Here is a 16,159-nt window from a genome sequence, read left to right as displayed (position 1 = left end):
TTGAGGATCTGTCGCTTGAAGCGGCAGAGGCCTCAAAGCCCAGGCTCAAATAGCCACCGAACCGTCCGCGTCCGGCTCTCCCAGTGGTACCCCGTCGCGCTTGAACATGGCGCCGATCGCCGACCAGACCGGATCGGCCGCGCTGGCGGACTGTTGGCTCTGCAGTCCCTGCTGCAAGGCGGCCACGTCGCCGCCATCGTCGCCCATGGGCCAGAGCGCGGCGGCGGCCAGGTGGCGCTTGCGCTGCATCAGGCTGTGCAAGAGGCAGTCGAAGGAGTTTTCCCGATAGCCGGGATGGATGGCCATGGGCAGATGCACCGTCACCGGCCGGGTCTGGCCGATGCGGTGGACACGATCGTTGCACTGCTCCTCCACCGCCGGGTTCCACCACCGGGACAAGTGAATGACGTGGGTTGCCGCGGTCAGGGTCAGGCCGGTGCCAGCGGCCTTGGGGCCGAGCACCAAGAGATCAAAGCCGCGTGCGCCGCCCGCCTCGCCCTGGAAGCGGTCCACGATGGCCTGCCGCTGCGGGATGGGCGTGTCGCCGTTGATGAGGTCGACCCTGTCGAGCCCGAACTCCGCCTTTACCAGTTCGATGAAGCGATATTGCATGCGCCGGTGCTCGATGAACACCAGCGCCCGCTCGTCGCGCTGCCGGATGCGGCGCAGGATGTCGAAGGTGGCCTTGAGGCGTGCCGAGGCCTGGATGAAGTCAGGGCCGGCCTCGTCCGCGTCCAGCGCAGGATGTACCGAGACGGCGCGGATGTGATGCAGCATCTTGAGAGCGGCGCCCAATCCGCCCTCGGCCAGCTTGACGCGCGCCTCTTCATAGACCGCCGCCTGACGATTGGGCATCAGGCGCGGGTGCAGCCGGCGCGATTTGGCCGGCAGATCGCGCGCCACCTCGTCCTTCAGGCGTCGCAGCGCCAGCGGCGGCAGATCGCGCTGCGAGCGGAACACTCGTTCATGGAGGTCGCGCATGCTGGCCTCGTCGGGAGCGGCATAGCGGTCGCGGAAATCCTTGAGGGTTCCAAGCCAGCCCGGCGCGATCTTGTCCATGATCGCCCAGAGATCGATGGTGCTGTTCTCGATCGGGGTTCCGGTGAGGCCAATGCGGAAGTCGAGCTTCATGCCCTCGGCCGCAATGGCCCGCAGGCTGTCAGGGTTCTTGATGGCCTGGATCTCGTCGAACACGCCGGCGGCAAAGGGAATGCGGGCCAGCGAATGCTGGTAGTTGGTGAGCGTCGTGTATGTGGTCAGCACCCAATAGCGGTGCGCCCGACCGTCGGCGATGGCCTCATGCAGGGAGCTCAAGTCCAGCGTCTGTTCGCCACGGTCGGTGTCCTTGCCGTGAGCGCCGACGGCCTTGCGGGCGGCAACGGAGGCGCCATAGAGGCGGACGATCGAGCCGAAGCCGGGCTCCTCCACATGCAGCTGCACTTCCTTTTCCCAATTGCGCAACAGCGAGGTGGGCGCGACGATCAGCACAGGGCGCGCCGCAGCGCCTCCGGCTTTCGCCATGTTCGCCTTCAGCCAGGCGATGAAGGCGATGGTCTGCAACGTCTTGCCCAAGCCCTGTTCATCGGCATTGAGAACACCCGGCAACCCCGCCTTCCAGGCGGCAAGCTGCCAGTGGAAGCTATCGACCTGATGGGCTTTCAGCGGCGTGCGGATGACGGCCGGCACCTCCTCGGCGACCACCGCCTGTCGCGGCTTGACGTTGGCGAGATAGGTCAGCTCCTCGAAGTTGGTCTCCGCGTCAAGGACGATCGGCCCCTGCCTTTGCTCGATGTCGGCCACATAATCCTGCTGGGCGGCCTCGTCGAACTCGCGCCGGCGCACTTCCGCCTCAAGCGCAACCTGGGTCTCGGGCCGGGCCGGCACGTCAACACCACTGAAGGGCACCGATGTTTCACCCGAGGCAACCGCCTCGGCCACCTGCGCGGTCAGCTGCCGGACCTCCTGGGTCGTGGCCGTCGCCAGCGCTTCGAGTATGGTCTGGGTGAACACTTCGGGAAGCCAGGTGGTGCCGCTGCCCGGCCCAATGTCGAGATTGGCCTTTTCGAAGACCTTGATGCCCTTCACGCGCTCGGAGAACTCCTCCGTCTCGACGAAGAGCGGCGCAGCGGCGGCCTCAATGGCCTCCTCTTCCGCTTCGGGCGACAGGCCGTCAAGGTCGCCGCTTGCCCGCAAGGACGCTTCGATGGCCGCGGCAATGTCGGCGCGCGGATTGCGGATGAAGGCGCGCCGTTCGGCGACGGATGCCTGACGCTTGCGCGCCATCACGTCCAGCGCCGGGGCGGCCGCCTTGTCGACGACCAGATAGCTACCCGGGCTCAGCCGGTAGGCCGGCAGTGCGCCGCGTTCGACGACGCGAGCCTGAAAGACCGTGAGCTCGTCGCCCTCCAACTCACTGGCGGCTTCTGGCACTAGGGCGTCGGCCTCATAGCCATCACGCTGAAGATGACGACCTGAGAAGGGCACGACCTCGAAGTCGTCGCCGTTGGCATCGGCGGCAATGGCAAAACGGTCGGCAACACGGACTGTCAGCCGCGCAAGGAAATCCGACATGGACGAGCGCGCGGCTTGTGTTGGAGCTCCGACCGTTACGCCGGGATCCAGCGCTTCCCGAAACCGGCCCAGCGCGGCCCAGTGGCTGGTCAGATCCGTGCCGGGCGAGAAACCGTCGGCGATGTCGAGCGCGCCCATCATCCAGACCGGGAGCCGTTTCGGGCTGTCGCCAACGGTCACAATGGCGCCCTCCCGCCGGCAGGTGATGGACTTGCCGTTCTTCAGCCACCGATAGCGCAAACGGAAGTTGGGAGAGCCGACGATGCCTTCAGCGTCCGTCGCCAGCGTCAGGTCAACCATTGGCGGCAGGCCAAGCATGGCGGCGGATGCCCCATCGAGTGCCGCTGCCAAGGCATGAGACAGTCTGATCTGCTGGGCATCAATGACCAGGCTGTCGTCCCCCCTCTCCGCTGCCAGCGCCTTCAGGTCGGCGACAGCGACCAGCAAGGCGCGGTCGTCAGGTGGAAGCCTGGTGAGGTCGCGCTGACGTTGCCGTCTCAGCAGGCCAGACAAGAGCCCCTGCTTCTCGGGCTTCAGCGAGAGAGTGACGCCGTTCGCATCAAAGGAGAAATCAAAGGCCACCCCTGCCCCCTAGATGTTTTCGTTGACCCAATCCTGCCAGGCACAGCGTCCAGGGCAGCGAGAGGGGTAACCTCCGTTCGCGCATAGACATTGGTGCGCCTTTGACAGACCACGGGTGCGCCGATCAGATTTCCGCATGATGTCGTCGCAATCGTAGATCTTCTGATAAAGCCGCGGCGCTTCAGTCTCACCATCTCGAAAGATGTGGATGCGATAGCTGTGCGAGCCTTCGACGATGATCTTGTTCCCACTCTTCAGAATTAGGAGAGACGTATCGGCACGTGCAACCTGCCTGCCGAACTCAAGGCCGCTGCGGCGTCCTTGTAGCTTCATAAGCTTCTGCGCCAACAAATCGCCCTTGCCGGAGAAGGCAACCCAGGCTGCATCGATCCGACCCTGCTTGTAGAGCTGCATCCAAAAGCGCCGGCGTGGTGCCCACATGCGGCTACTCTCGACTTGCGACAGGACATCCATGAAGAAATCGATGTTGGCGCCCGTGATCCAGCGCAAAAAGATATCAATGGCTTCCTGCTTAACGCCCGCCCATGCGGCGCCCTGATACATACGGGGATCACCGAAGAGTTCGGTCAGACGCTCGACCAAATGCTTGCGCAAGGCCTCCGGCGGTTCGCTGCTGATCCAATGCGAGAGGAGCGCCTGAATGACTTCGGCGCCACCGGAGGACCTCACCTGTTCGCCCTCCGGCTTCATCCAGGCCAACAGCTTGTCGACTTCGCGCGGCTCGCGCAGCCCAGGCGCAATCAGGGCCACGTAAGCGCGATGGACGTGATCCATCAGCCCCGGCGCGTGCGGCGATCGAATGTCGATCTGTGGCAGTTCCTCCCAGGGCACCCGCATATGCGTCATCATGCCGGCGATCTGGGTAGGGGCTGACTCGCCGTCGAAAATGCCTGGCACGGCCTTGAGGAGATTTGCCCACCGGGACCCGAGCCTTGCACGCGCCGCATTCAGTGCCCGCCCCAGCTGGCGCGTGTGCGACGCGCTCGGCACGAAACTGCCGATGTAGACCAACATCATGCCATCAAGGAAACTCTCGCTGGTCGTCGCGGCAATTTCATTGGCATAGAACTGGCGCAGCGGCGCCAGATCCGGCCGTTCGCGCCGCTGACTATCAAAGCAGGCGTGGGCGGCATCGAGCGTCCGTGCGATGGTCCAGCTGCGAAAATCCCATCGATTGACGCGGTCCAGCATCTCGGCCACCAACTGATCGAGATTGACCTTCGGCGGACGCAGCTTGTCCGGCCAGCGATCAAGGATGGCCTGTTTTGCCGCGCGAAGCGGCAGCGGTTCTGGCAACCGTGGTGCTTCCATGTCTGGCGCGACCACCTTCCAGCGCGGGCGCTTCGCCTGGGCTCTTCCGTCACCGTCAGGAGAGGAGGCGGTCATGGCTTGGCACTCCCGATGCCATTCTCAAGCGCATTGCGAACCGCTTCGATCTCCTCCATGGACCGCGGCGTATACATGATGATCCTGAGATCGATCCGGCGATTGGTCGCCCGCCCTTCCTTTGTGGAGTTGTCCTCGACAGGGCGCATCTCGCCATAGCCAGCCACCGAAAGCACCGGCTGCTTGCGCGTGTTGAGGAAGTCGACGAGATCGGGACGGCTTGCGGCCATGGCAAAAAAGGTTGCGTTGGCCCGGCTTGTCGACAGAGTCAGGTTTGCGTTGTCATCTCCGGTCGAGTCCGTGTGACCCTCGATCTGGATGGCTTCAATGACGGCGCCGGCCCGGTTGCACTCGGCTCGCCAAGCCGCCTTCGGACCGAAGGTGAAACACGGGAGCAGCTCATTCAGCCGACCGGCGATGGCCTCGACTATGAGTTTCTTGTCGGGAGCCAGTTCGCTGGACCCACTTTGAAACAGGCCATCGCCCTTGAACCGCAGTGCATCCATCTCGGCGCTGACGATCACCTGGAGATCGGGAAAGTCGATCTTCAACTGGCTCTGCAAGGCCTCCAACATCTGGCGGCGCTGATCGGCAACGGCAGACAGATAGGTCTCAAGCCGGTTCTCAGGTTTCAGTGCAGCGAGCTGACGCTCCAGTTCGGCAATCTGGTCGTTGAGCTTTTTGATCTCGGCGACTTTGCGGGCCAATTCTTCATCTCTGGCGCGGATCTCCGACTTCAGTCGATTAATTTCCTGCTCGTTATTGCGAACCGCCGCCTTCAACTGTTCAACTTGCTGTTCGGCGTCGCGAACCTCGGCGTTCAGTCGTTCAATCTGTTGCTGGAGATCCTGAATTTTGTGAATCGCATCGTCACGTTCCGCCGTCACCTGCTCATAGTCCTTGCGCGGAACCGTGTCGGTCGATCGGAGCTGGGACGCGAAAAAGGCCAGCAGGATCATGACGATGAACAGGAAGCTCACCGTCATGTCGGTCATGGATACGAAGGCGGACTCTTCTTCCTCCTCATGGCGCTCCGCGCGCCGGCCGCCGGCGCGCATTAACGCCTCCCGCTCTGCGGGATGAACTGTTCGGCGCTCTCAACGACCGTACGCAGCGTGCCAAGGGCGGGCGCCAATTCGTCCTGCATCTTCTTCACATGATCGAAGAGCATGCGGACGGCCGTGTCGACGCGGGTGGTATAGGTGTCGAAGGCAACGCCGAGCTTTTCGTCAATCTCGTCAAAGCGCTCCCCCTGCCCCTTGAGCCGATCGAGTATGGCAAGAGAATGGTTCAGTGCTGTCTCGATGGCATTTCGCTGCCCCCCGAGAACTTCCACGGCGGAGGCGAGCGCGTCGGCTGCACTCCGCGCCGTCTGTTCTGCGGACCGTACCACGACGCTGGACGCCGCTTCGGTACTCTGCCCCAGGAGCCGCATGGAGTTTTCGATCGCTTCAACGCTACCACGCACCGGACTCGTGGCATTGACGAGATCCTGCGAGGACTGTCTGAGCTGGCCGGAGGCGCGTTCGACACTATCGGCTGCGGTTTTCACACCGTCGGCCAGCCGGTTCATGCTCGTTGTGCCATCAGCGAGACTTGCAACAAGGCCTCTGAACTTCTCGCTGGCACGATCAAGAGGCATCAGCAGGTCTTGGGTGGATTTGGCCGTCAGTTCGCCGGCCAGGCGCGCGATCTCCGCGGATGTGGCGCCGAAGGACGACAATAGCGACTGAGCAGCACCCCCAATGGCCTCGCTTGCCTGCCGGCTGGCCTCTTCCATCTGGCCGCGAGCCGCTTCACGCCCGGTGGAGGCGGCCGTTTCGATCTCCTTGCGAAAGCCCTCTGCGGCCGCACGCATTTCCTGCGCGGCCTCCTGCATGGAGTTCGCCCCTTGCGCCGTGTTGCTGCGGATTCCCTCAAGCGTTTCGGACATGACCGAAAGGATCCGATCGGCACCGGCGTTCAATGCGCCGCTGGCGGTCTCCGCGGTTGCCCCCATGGAACTGCGCAGATCATCCACGGCCTGCGCGAGTCGTGTCACTGCGGCATCCATCTCCGAGCCCATCCGGCCGGAACTGCTATCCATCCGCTCAGAGAGCTGGGCGATCCGGTCGCCGGCCACCATCAGCCTCTCACTTGCCTGCGACAGTGCACGGCCGACATCGTCGCTGAACCGGGCGGACAGATCCTTGACCATGCTGCCCATGTTGTCGGTGCCAAGCTGACTGACCTGCTGGAACAGCGGCCCCATCGCCGTCTGGATCGAGTTGGAAATGGCAAGCGGCAACTCTTCGCGAAGCGGCCGGCCAAGTTCGGCGACCATGTCCATGCCCAACTGACGAAAGTTGTCGCGCTGCTCGCGGATGGTCCGCAGTTGCTCCACGGCGAGGGCTTCAAGGCTGATGTAACTCAGACGGTCTTCGATTGCACCGCACAGACGATGGATTGCCGCGTCCACCCGCCCAAGACCAACGCGCAGCACAATCGTGAAGAAAATCGAGCAAAAAAGCCCGGTCAAGGACATGATGAACTTGGCCGATGCAATCGTAAGAAGCGTCTTGAGCGACTCAGTGATCTTGTCCGGCGTCGTCAGGTCCATGGACGCGAGAGCTGAAATCAGCCCCAGGAAAGTCAGGAACAAGCCCGCCGTCACAAAGAGGCCAGGCACGACGCGCCAGAATCCGGGGCCGAACCGGAGGTCATCAAGATTGAAAAACGCGCCGGGTCGTACCGCATTACGCAAGACCGCCACGCCATTTTCGTCGTGGTCCACGAATGTCTCGCGGTATTCCGACCAGGCAAAGGCGACGGACCTTGCGGCCCCGCCGCTGCGCCGGTCCGCACGTTCCTTGATGTCTTCGACCCGCTCCTTCAGCTCAGCGGCACCGCCCGCCCCGACGATCTGATCATGCAGCCACTGCAACGCCGAGCGCCGACGCCAAGCCTCAAGAGAAAACAACACCATCGCCAATAGGAGCAGCGACCCAAGTCCCACCGCCACCAAGCCGGGGACGTATTCCTGTGTCAGCAACCGCGCGACATACATGATGCCAAAGCGGGCGCTGTTACCGAGGCCAATCAACAAATCCAAGATGCCACCCATCCCTGCAGCTATGGCTCCATGACACAGCGCATTCGGCCACCCACAATTGTGGCAACCTTAATAAGACAGATTTTTTCCGCTGCAAACAAACATGGCTGTGGTTGAATGAAAAATTTGATCAAATTCCTTGAGGTCGGAACCGACGACAATACCCGACATACAACCTAAAGTATATACTCAATCTTAAATTGCTTTCAGAACGTGGTGTAGTACTTACTCATTGGGACTATTCGCTTCAAGTCCGGCTCGTCACTGCATGCAAAGGCGGCGATCGCGCTCCACTGACGATACCGCCAACTCACCAGTTTCTCGCACTGCCCTCTGCGATCTTAGAAGTGTGTTCTCACTTTCCTAACAAGGGACTGGATGCATCCGCCACAAGGTTTTGGAACTCAAGTTCCAAAACTTGAGAACACTATACATCTTGCCAAGACGCAAAGACCCTGCCTAGTTAGCCACTTGGCACCCCCCACCCGCAATCACTTGGCTGCCGATCGGTTCTCGACGATCCGACTGTCCACGCCTCTCCAAAAAAGCTCCATACATCCGATTCAATCCGTAACGGCGTTTCAGGGAGTAACGGGGGGACTAGCTTAACTTTCATCGGTATCGCCGTTACTGAGTTCGGTATCGCCGTTACCCATATCGGAATCAAACCAGCCGAGAGCACGGATGCGGTTGGCTTCTTCGATCATTTCGTAAAAGCGATATTCGACGCCGCGTGAAGTCAGTTCTGGATGTCGGCGGATAAGGTAGTCGTTGACTTGATCAGCAATTCGGTCGCGAAGCTTCTTTTTGCGAGGAGATGTGTCCGACATTATAAACCGGAAGGTGGCCATAGCGACCACGTTGGCCGTTGGGACGCCGCTTTCCTTTTGACGCTTGCGGTATGCCCGTTGCTTGTTAGCATCCGTCGATTTTTGGGTAGCTCTCTTCATTTCGTATTCCTGGCGTCCTAGGAAATGGTGCCAGCCTTGGCGGGCTGGCACCGTTATGTCAGTGCCTTGAGATCAAGCGGCCGCTGGCTCGGCGGCGTCGTGCTCATCAGCGTCGGCGTCGTCGTCGTTGTCCGCCACTGACGCGCCATCCGTTGGCGCACTGTGAGCGCCCGCCTGGGCCAGGCGCTGCACCACCGCATCTTGCGGCATTGTTCGGTTAAGCAGCGGCGCACGAGCGGCATCGATGAGAATGGCATCCACTGGCGGCGCAACTTCGGACTCCCCCCCGATGGCCCACTGAACCATCGGCAAGACTGTGTCCGCAATCCATTCACCACCGATGTGCTTTGGCCACATCTCAATGCTCGATAACTGCAAGAGTACGATACGCAGCGCCTGAAGCTCTGCCGAAGGCACCGTTACGCGATCGAAAAACTGAAGGCCATTGAAGCCCTGCTGCGGCACCAGATGTGTCAGAAAGCCTTCCAAAATCCGGCACGCCGTCCGCGCAGGCATGGCAGCAGCTTTCGCAAGCTCGGCTTTGCGAACACTGACGCTACCGTCACGATTTTTCTTGAGCCCCGCAACCAGGACCTCCGCCAGCTTCTCCAGCGGCGGCAGGAATGCAGCAAGATTGTCTTCCGCTGCCTGGCGCGCGAGGGCCTTCAGAAAAGCGACGCGCTCCCGACGAAGACTGACCGGAGAACCCGTCTTCTCTTCCGTCGCACCCTTAACCTTCAGCGCAAAATCAGCCGTCGTCGGAATGCCATTTTTGACGAAATCCGCGTAGCATTCTTCGATGAATTCCGCGGATTTCTTGACCAGATGCCGCAGATGTGTCGACGTTACGCCGATTGCAGCCCACCGGTCCACCTCGGCCCCGAAACGCTCGGAAACGCCCATCAGGTTGCGGGCCTGCCGATCCGTCATGCGCGCTCGACGTTTGACGACCTCCGCGAACTCGGCGCCATCTTCGCATGATGTCTCCAGCGTCATAAGAACACGTCCGCGTTCTACATCCGTACGCAGATCGCGTCCGTCGAGCATCACGAGTTTTGAGATGCAATCGTCGACAGCGGCTGGATCGGGCTTGCGAACGGGACCTGCCTCCAGTGCTGACCCAGCTGCCTCTGCCGCAACGCTCTCGCGCTTGCTCGCTGTCGCGGAAAGAGTCACGTCCCCAACGCCAGCAGGATCGCTTACCTGCCCGGTCTTTCGGCGCCCACCCCCATCCTTCGCCAGTGTCTCCAGTCTGGCGCCAGCCAGGCCCGTCGAAAGCTCACTCCGAAAATCGAATGAATCGTCCTTCGGAAAATCACGTAAATCAACCATTTTTACCTCATCTAATCGCATCATCTTTCCAAATCAGACAGATGATGAAAGTTAATATGAACGTTATTTTGAATTTTTGCTATTCACCATCCTCGTTTATGCTTTGCAAAGGATGTCAAAGGCATTGAGTATTTTAGACTAAATTATATTTGATTTTATCGAATTCACCGAAAAATGTCAGTATTCAGCCATTCATCAGCGCCCCGGGACGGCCAAGGCGTTAACGATTGAATCGCACGCATCGAAATGTGAACCAGGCGCTTCGACTTCTGAATCGAAAACATCGAGCTTTGAATCGCTGGTTCAGAGATCTGAATCAGGTCTACGCAACTCGACCTGAAGCGAGATGCGTCGCATCCGATCCTACTCGTAACGCCGATTGCGACTGGATCGCAGATCTCAAGTATTGAATCACTGGCATCGAACTCTGAATCGCTCGCGCGCATCTTTGAATCAGCCGCTTCGACTTTTGAATCGGCGGCACGCAACTCGAGTCAACGTACCTCGACGTGCCCGAAACCTGCAATGATGTCTCAGCAAGGTAAAGCCAAGTATAGGCAAGGTGAGCAGCCTTACCTGCAATGTGGGCCGCATTGCAGGGAATATGAGTTGGGTTGCCGGGAATTTAAGTCAACGTGCAGGAGAGGCGTCTGCAATCAACGGCCCTCGCCCACCGCAGCAAGCAGCCGCCCTTCTTGAATGCGTCCGGCGTCTGTCGCTCTCAACTGAGCGGTTCTGACGGGCCGGAAATCCCAATCCCAGCCATGCCTTCAAAATGAAAGACGATGCCTTCGCGCTCCAAAGCCTCACGCAGATCGCGGAGGGTACGATCGTAAGGCACGCGATTGCCAAGCTCGAACTCCGCGATTGTCCGTTTGGCGACGGTGGACCTGTCGGCAAGCTCCTGTTGGCTCCAGCCAAGCCAGGCGCGGGCGGCACGAATTTGTCTTGCGTTAACCATAACTTGGGATTCTTCTAGCCAATGAGGTTATTTTGATGCAATGTTGCCTCATCATAAACGACGCAAGGAGACATCATCAATGCACACTACACTCACCTACCCCAAAATCAAGCGCAAGCCTGGATCTCGCTCTTCAAGGCGAAGGTTTGCATACGCTCCAGTCGCTCGGGCTCAGTCCGGCCCGCGCATCGAACTGCCAGCCGCCTTGGCTGAGGCTGCAGACGCGGCTGTAGCGGAAGCCTTTGCCCGCAGCTACACACCTGATCCACTGATACCCGAAGCTATCGCCGCCATTCGTGGCCCACTCGACAGCGTGTTGCGGCGGCACGGTTTGCTCATCGAGAACGCCATCGCAACGGCCATTGAACTCAGCGGGAATGCGGAAGTCATGGTGCAGGTCGCGGTCCCTATCTCGCAAGCCGCACTCGACCTGTGTGCTGCAAATGGCCCGGAAAAAACACGCGTGCTTACCCTTCCGGTCGGCAGCGCGGTCGTGAAGACGGCGTTGATCGACATCGTCAGCTATTACCCCGAAACCGGTAGGCTGATAGCGGCATCGGTCAAGCGCGGCGGTGGGGCGCAAGGTGGATCTGCTGCGCGACAGGATCGGCTTGATCTGCGCGCAGCAGGGATGATCCTGCGGGGCATGCTCACCAGCGCGGGTCGGACGGTCAGCTCTGTTGAAGTCATTGTCATCGACTACTACGGTCGATCCGGCATCATCGCTGGTCAGGTCATTGAAGGTGTCGATCTCGACGCGTTCTTCGGCACGCCGATCGTCGGCTTTGTCGACGCGATGACCGAGCGGATGGCGGACGCGGTTTCTCAAAGGGTGCAGGAGCATCTGGTGACGCTGATGAAGTCCACAGCGGCAACATCGGAAAATGCCCCGCCACCATCGCCCGGTCGAAAACGCGAGCAAGGCCAAGTTGTGCCGTTGCGGGCTCCGGCACCATCGTTACCGTCCCTGGCCCAGTGCTTGGCGCCTCTGCCGTTGCGAACCCAAGGCCGCAGGATGAGCGCTGTTGGCGCTTGATCGCTCACCGCAAGGCGCTGAGCCTTGCTGTTGGAAAGCCATGCAAAGGCGGCTCACTCCGTGCGTCGAGAGGCAAAAGCTGATCGATGAAATGTGAGTGGCTCCTGCGCCCCTCATCGTCCGGCACTCCCTCTCTCCGACGCCTTCGCCAGCCTGCCCAACAACAGTTCGGCAGCCATGGCGGAGCCATGTCGACAAGCGCCATTCCCTGCCAACTTCCAGGCAACGCACAGCCCGCCTGAGTGCCACCTCCCCCTTGCTTCATCCTCAATCTTTGGAGCCCATTCATGCTCATCTTCGATCTCGACAAGCCTATACCAATCGACGAACTCACCAATGCCGCGGGCAGCTTGCACGCCCTCGCCCACGACTTCACGCGGGTCGCTGGCGGCGCGTTCCCCACCGATGCCGACCTCGCCGATGCCCCGCTCTTGGATCATTTCACCATCGAACTGGCGGTGGCGCCAGTCCTCACCGGCGCGGTCACCGGGCATCCGACACTGAAGGGCAACGGACGCCTCATCACAACGTCGCAGCTGCATCTCCTCGCGCTTCGCGAGGGTTGGGCGCGCACCCAGTCACGTTTTTACCGCCTTGGCCGTCAGGCTAACGCACCCCGCCCGCAGGCTTGAACAAGAAAGGAAAATCCATCATGGCCCTCACTCTCGACCGCTCCACGCGTTCGGCAGCCCTTCCTGGACATCGCCTGTCAAAGGCCCAGCGCAAGTTCCACCGCACCCAGCGGCGGGCGGAAAAGCGCTTTGCCCCGTCGCGCAATGGCACACTCCCCGATGCGCTCGTTCATGCCATGCTTCGGCGAGCGCTTCGCCCCATCGCCGAGCTTTGGGCCGACCTGCCGATGGTGATTGCACTTGAACTACCGGAAGGCCTCGCTTCCTCGGACGTAGTCCCCGAGCTCCGGCGCATCGGCGCAGGCATTGCCCGAAGCTCTAGAAAGGAGCCGATTGCAGCCACAGAAATTATCGAAGCCGGGGCGACGCGTCCCAGTCGGCGGAGATCGGGGACAAGTCCTCTTCATCGAGAAATTCTCTCGGACATGCGCGCCCATCGCCGCGTGTTCGTCACCTTCGAGCGCGACACCCCAATCCCGCAAGATGTCCTGCACATGATCGACAGGCGCATCACCGTCGAAGCGCCAACGGCTGCCCAGCTTGACGGCCTGATCCGCCATCGCCTGCGGCTATCGCTCGATCCTTCCGCGATCACCGCCCTTGCGTCGCTGCGCTTTGCCGAGCTCTGCCAGGTACTGCGGAACGGGTCTGATCGCGGTCAGATCGAGCGTCGGCTGCGTCGACTTGTGGCGTCAATCGAAGGGCGGCAGAAGATGGCAGTGAGCTGCCCCGTGACTCTTGCCAGTCTTCCCGGCATGGGGGCGGCGAGCGAATGGGGGCAGGACCTTGCCCGAGACCTTGCCGATTGGACGGCCGGGCGTCTGCCGTGGCGCGACGTCGACCGAGGTCTGCTGCTGCATGGCAAGCCCGGCACCGGCAAGACCACCTTCGCGAGAGCACTGGCAACCACATGCGGCGTGCCGCTGGTCGTCGGCTCCTTCGCGCGTTGGCAAGTGGCGGGGCACCTCGGCGACATGCTCGCGGCTATGCGGCGGACTGTTGATGAAGCCCTCGACAAAGTGCCGTCCATCCTCTTCATCGACGAGCTCGACAGCGTTGGCGACCGGACCACATTCTCGGGCGACAGCAAGGGCTACCAGACCGAGGTGGTCAATGCACTGCTCGAATGTCTCGACGGCGTCGAAGGCCGCGACGGACTGGTCGTCGTCGGCGCTTGCAATCATCCGCATCTGATCGATCCCGCGGTCCTCCGCTCGGGCCGCATAGATCGCATGATCGAGATCCCCCTCCCCGACGCCGCGGCACGGCTTGCAATCCTGCGCCTGCATCTCAATGGAAACCTCGATGACGCAGATCTCTCGAACATCATACGCCGGACACATGATTTGTCCGGGGCCGACCTTGAACGCCTCGTCCGCGGCGGTCGGCGGCGTGCCCGCAAGGCTGGACAGCCCCTGCAACTGACCGATCTTGAGGCTGAGCGGCCGCCGCTGCACAAGCCGTGTTCCGACGAACTCCGGCGCATGGCGATCCACGAAGTCGGCCACGCCGTTGTCGCGACTGTACTCGGCGGGCGGCGAGTCGAAGGCATCTGGATCGAGCGAGATCTCGTGATCGATGCCCCCGGAACTGGAGTAGTGACAGGTGGCGGGATGCGGGTCTGGAAGGACGTACAGGCGCTCCGCACAGAGGTCGATCACAGCATAGAACTCACGATCCTCCCTTGCGGGCCAGGCCGCCGAAGAGGTGATGTTGGGCACTCGTTCCGACGGTGCAGCAGGTGGTCCTGGCTCGGACCTTTACCGCGCCACGACTCTCGCCGCCCGCATCGAAGCTCAGCTCGGGTTTGGCGCTGCACCAATCCACTTGGGGGGGCGAAGTGACGAGGATCTGCTCATGCTCATCGCCAAGACACCCGATCTGCTGGGCCGGGTTGAGCACAGGCTGGCTGAGCGCTACGCAGCGGCCAAGGCGATCCTGGAAGTGCGGAGAGAGGTGATCCACGCGCTGGCCGAGGAGCTCGAGCGCGAGGCATCGGTCACAGGCGAGAGGATCGCCGAGGTGATGGCGGACGCTGTGGTTGGAGAGAAGAGCAGCACCGAGCCCATTGCGACTTTATTGCTCACTTGAGCGGAGCGGCTCAAGAAGAATGGCGGGCTCCGCAGCAGAGGCTGCGGAGTCGCAAAGATTAGCGGATAGGTGTTCCGGCCGGCGAGACGGCGTCGAAGGCGCGCGACTGCGGTAATGCAGCTGAATCGCTCCGGCGCACTGGAGTGGTTCGACCTGCCTCTTGGAGTTTGCAAATTTTGGAACTTGAGTTCCGAGGCCGATAACGCCGCCGAGTGGGCAGTCCGATCAACCCAATTTTCTGAACCGTTGAGAACCCACATGGCGTGAACTCTTCACTTGCCCCCAACCGATAGGCCATGTCGGCCTAATCCGAAGACGGACATCCAGCCGATTCTCAAAATGAAGCAATCATCTCGCCATTCCCAGACGTTGCTCCGCCACCTGCGTGGAAGATTTCGCTGGCTCTTAAAATGGAAATGTTCGTCGCATTGAGCTTGGAGATTCTCGCTCTCCCTATCAGCCCCGTCGTTGCACGCCCTTGTGGGTGAGTTGAGGAATGCCTCGTCCAGCCCACGGGATGCAGGTCAACATCCTCAGTGCGCCACGCTTGTTCCATCATGACTTTCTGAAGTGCGGTGTCGGGCGCAACATCACACCAACGGGCAATACCTGCAACACGTCTTACACAAGCAACGTAAAGGCTATCGAGAACACCCGAGACCCTCGCCTTGTGACGGATGATGAGCGGCGTCGCAAATCGAACGTCAATTACGCGTGCTGTTGTTTTCGGCTCCTGCCAGTAACTCAACGCCCGCTTCACGGACAACACCGGTAGGGGAACACGATGCATGCCGTGCATCCTCAACGCAATTCCAGTTTGTGCTGCCTCCACCAGGGCGTGGGAGACCTCATCTGTCCAGCAATCCGCAAAGCCAAACAAGCGGACGAGGCAAATTATCTGTCCTTTTTCGCGATGGGCCCGGATCGCATAGGGGCGCACTATAGCTCCGTTAACAAGTGGAAGCTGGGAGCCGAACAGCAGTTGCCAAGCGTCATCGGTCTGTGGGGACAGGCGCTCCAATGCGCGACCAAGGGCCCCGCGGAAGCGGTCCGCCAGGTCGGGCAAATCCTCCACCAGCGGTCTTGTTGCGAGACATAGAGTTACGTCTGTCCAATGCAGGTGCCGGAATAGTTTCTCAACAGAGGGGACCTCACTTGCGTTGTTGAGACGCCTCTGAACAGACTTGAGAAATGGCGTTGTCACTCTGTGCTCAGTGTCAAAGCAAGTGGAATTCATCGGCTTCAACTGGCGGAGTTGCGCCGAATGTGAACGTTCGCATCGCGCTGCCAAGCGGCAGCACATAGATCCTCAAACTGTCATCCGAGGCAATCAGGCGCACCGCCTTTTCGCCGATGGCATGCGCACGGCGCTCGCTCATCCACCCCTCGAAGACGCTTTCCTGGACGCGTACAGCTTCCGTTTCCAACAAGTCGGCGAGCTTGTTGCGCGCGTGATCTTTGGAAACGTCGTAGCAGAATACGGCCAGAACCTTGGTTTGGCTCATT

The 16,159-nt window shown here is 60.9% G+C and carries 13 protein-coding genes; 4 read left to right on the top strand and 9 right to left on the bottom strand.

What is annotated here, in order from left to right; genetic code table 11:
- Positions 1 to 45: 45 nt before the first annotated feature.
- From L2I41_RS03810 to L2I41_RS03780, 7 genes are all read right to left on the bottom strand, one after another.
- Entirely contained in the window at positions 46 to 3,153 is a 3,108-nt protein-coding gene (locus L2I41_RS03810) for a DEAD/DEAH box helicase (protein ID WP_237152183.1), read from the bottom strand.
- A 9-nt stretch (positions 3,154 to 3,162) separates the two neighbouring features.
- Positions 3,163 to 4,560, bottom strand: coding sequence for an EH signature domain-containing protein (locus L2I41_RS03805; RefSeq protein WP_237152182.1), 1,398 nt, complete (start codon positions 4,558 to 4,560; stop codon positions 3,163 to 3,165).
- Positions 4,557 to 5,618 carry an OmpA family protein gene (locus L2I41_RS03800; RefSeq protein ID WP_237152181.1) on the bottom strand — a complete coding sequence of 354 codons (1,062 nt, stop codon included), beginning with the start codon at positions 5,616 to 5,618 and terminating at the stop codon, positions 4,557 to 4,559. The genes L2I41_RS03805 and L2I41_RS03800 overlap by 4 nt, the downstream gene beginning before the upstream one ends.
- Positions 5,618 to 7,651, bottom strand: coding sequence for an anti-phage protein ZorA-like protein (locus tag L2I41_RS03795; RefSeq protein WP_237152180.1), 2,034 nt, complete (start codon positions 7,649 to 7,651; stop codon positions 5,618 to 5,620). The genes L2I41_RS03800 and L2I41_RS03795 overlap by 1 nt, the downstream gene beginning before the upstream one ends.
- Positions 7,652 to 8,256: 605 nt before the next feature.
- A complete protein-coding gene (locus L2I41_RS03790; RefSeq protein WP_237152179.1) occupies positions 8,257 to 8,601 on the bottom strand; it encodes a hypothetical protein in 345 nt (114 codons plus the stop codon).
- A gap of 72 nt (positions 8,602 to 8,673) precedes the next feature.
- Positions 8,674 to 9,957 (bottom strand): hypothetical protein, encoded by a 1,284-nt coding sequence (locus L2I41_RS03785; protein WP_237152178.1) that lies wholly within the window; start codon positions 9,955 to 9,957, stop codon positions 8,674 to 8,676.
- A 697-nt stretch (positions 9,958 to 10,654) separates the two neighbouring features.
- Positions 10,655 to 10,894, bottom strand: coding sequence for a helix-turn-helix domain-containing protein (locus tag L2I41_RS03780; RefSeq protein WP_237152177.1), 240 nt, complete (start codon positions 10,892 to 10,894; stop codon positions 10,655 to 10,657).
- Between the two features lie 205 nt (positions 10,895 to 11,099).
- Here L2I41_RS03780 and L2I41_RS03775 point away from each other — a divergent pair, with 205 nt between their 5' ends.
- From L2I41_RS03775 to L2I41_RS03760, 4 genes are all read left to right on the top strand, one after another.
- A complete protein-coding gene (locus L2I41_RS03775; RefSeq protein ID WP_237152176.1) occupies positions 11,100 to 11,930 on the top strand; it encodes a hypothetical protein in 831 nt (276 codons plus the stop codon).
- A gap of 287 nt (positions 11,931 to 12,217) precedes the next feature.
- Positions 12,218 to 12,562 carry a DUF6634 family protein gene (locus L2I41_RS03770; RefSeq protein ID WP_237152175.1) on the top strand — a complete coding sequence of 115 codons (345 nt, stop codon included), beginning with the start codon at positions 12,218 to 12,220 and terminating at the stop codon, positions 12,560 to 12,562.
- A 20-nt stretch (positions 12,563 to 12,582) separates the two neighbouring features.
- Complete coding sequence (locus L2I41_RS03765) at positions 12,583 to 14,406, top strand: AAA family ATPase (protein ID WP_237152174.1); 1,824 nt, start codon at positions 12,583 to 12,585, stop codon at positions 14,404 to 14,406.
- 13 nt (positions 14,407 to 14,419) lie between these two features.
- The gene (locus L2I41_RS03760) at positions 14,420 to 14,653 is read left to right on the top strand and encodes a hypothetical protein (protein ID WP_237152173.1); all 234 of its coding nucleotides are present in this window, start codon (positions 14,420 to 14,422) and stop codon (positions 14,651 to 14,653) included.
- 334 nt (positions 14,654 to 14,987) lie between these two features.
- Here the strand turns inward: L2I41_RS03760 and L2I41_RS03755 are convergent, their stop codons facing one another.
- Both L2I41_RS03755 and cas2 read right to left on the bottom strand, forming a co-directional pair.
- Positions 14,988 to 15,728 (bottom strand): hypothetical protein, encoded by a 741-nt coding sequence (locus tag L2I41_RS03755; protein WP_237152172.1) that lies wholly within the window; start codon positions 15,726 to 15,728, stop codon positions 14,988 to 14,990.
- 142 nt (positions 15,729 to 15,870) lie between these two features.
- Positions 15,871 to 16,158: a CRISPR-associated endonuclease Cas2 gene (gene cas2, locus L2I41_RS03750; RefSeq protein ID WP_237152171.1), complete on the bottom strand. Its 288-nt coding sequence runs from the start codon at positions 16,156 to 16,158 to the stop codon at positions 15,871 to 15,873.
- Position 16,159: the final 1 nt, after the last annotated feature.

Origin of the sequence: Oryzibacter oryziterrae (genome assembly GCF_021864535.1) — a bacterium.
GTDB classification, from domain to species: domain Bacteria; phylum Pseudomonadota; class Alphaproteobacteria; order Rhizobiales; family Pleomorphomonadaceae; genus Pleomorphomonas; species Pleomorphomonas oryziterrae.
Note: the sequence above shows the minus strand (reverse complement) of the source record. Positions and strands in the feature narration are given on the sequence as shown.

What these genes read in the sequence shown, in the direction of transcription:
- L2I41_RS03805 (WP_237152182.1), bottom strand. Translation starts at nt 4,560, where the DNA reads ATGACCGCCTCCTCTCCTGACGGTGACGGAAGAGCCCAGGCGAAGCGC.
- L2I41_RS03800 (WP_237152181.1), bottom strand. Translation starts at nt 5,618, where the DNA reads ATGCGCGCCGGCGGCCGGCGCGCGGAGCGCCATGAGGAGGAAGAAGAG.
- L2I41_RS03790 (WP_237152179.1), bottom strand. Translation starts at nt 8,601, where the DNA reads ATGAAGAGAGCTACCCAAAAATCGACGGATGCTAACAAGCAACGGGCA.
- L2I41_RS03785 (WP_237152178.1), bottom strand. Translation starts at nt 9,957, where the DNA reads ATGATGCGATTAGATGAGGTAAAAATGGTTGATTTACGTGATTTTCCG.
- L2I41_RS03780 (WP_237152177.1), bottom strand. Translation starts at nt 10,894, where the DNA reads ATGGTTAACGCAAGACAAATTCGTGCCGCCCGCGCCTGGCTTGGCTGG.
- L2I41_RS03770 (WP_237152175.1), top strand. Translation starts at nt 12,218, where the DNA reads ATGCTCATCTTCGATCTCGACAAGCCTATACCAATCGACGAACTCACC.
- L2I41_RS03765 (WP_237152174.1), top strand. Translation starts at nt 12,583, where the DNA reads ATGGCCCTCACTCTCGACCGCTCCACGCGTTCGGCAGCCCTTCCTGGA.
- L2I41_RS03760 (WP_237152173.1), top strand. Translation starts at nt 14,420, where the DNA reads ATGCTCATCGCCAAGACACCCGATCTGCTGGGCCGGGTTGAGCACAGG.
- cas2 (WP_237152171.1), bottom strand. Translation starts at nt 16,158, where the DNA reads ATGAGCCAAACCAAGGTTCTGGCCGTATTCTGCTACGACGTTTCCAAA.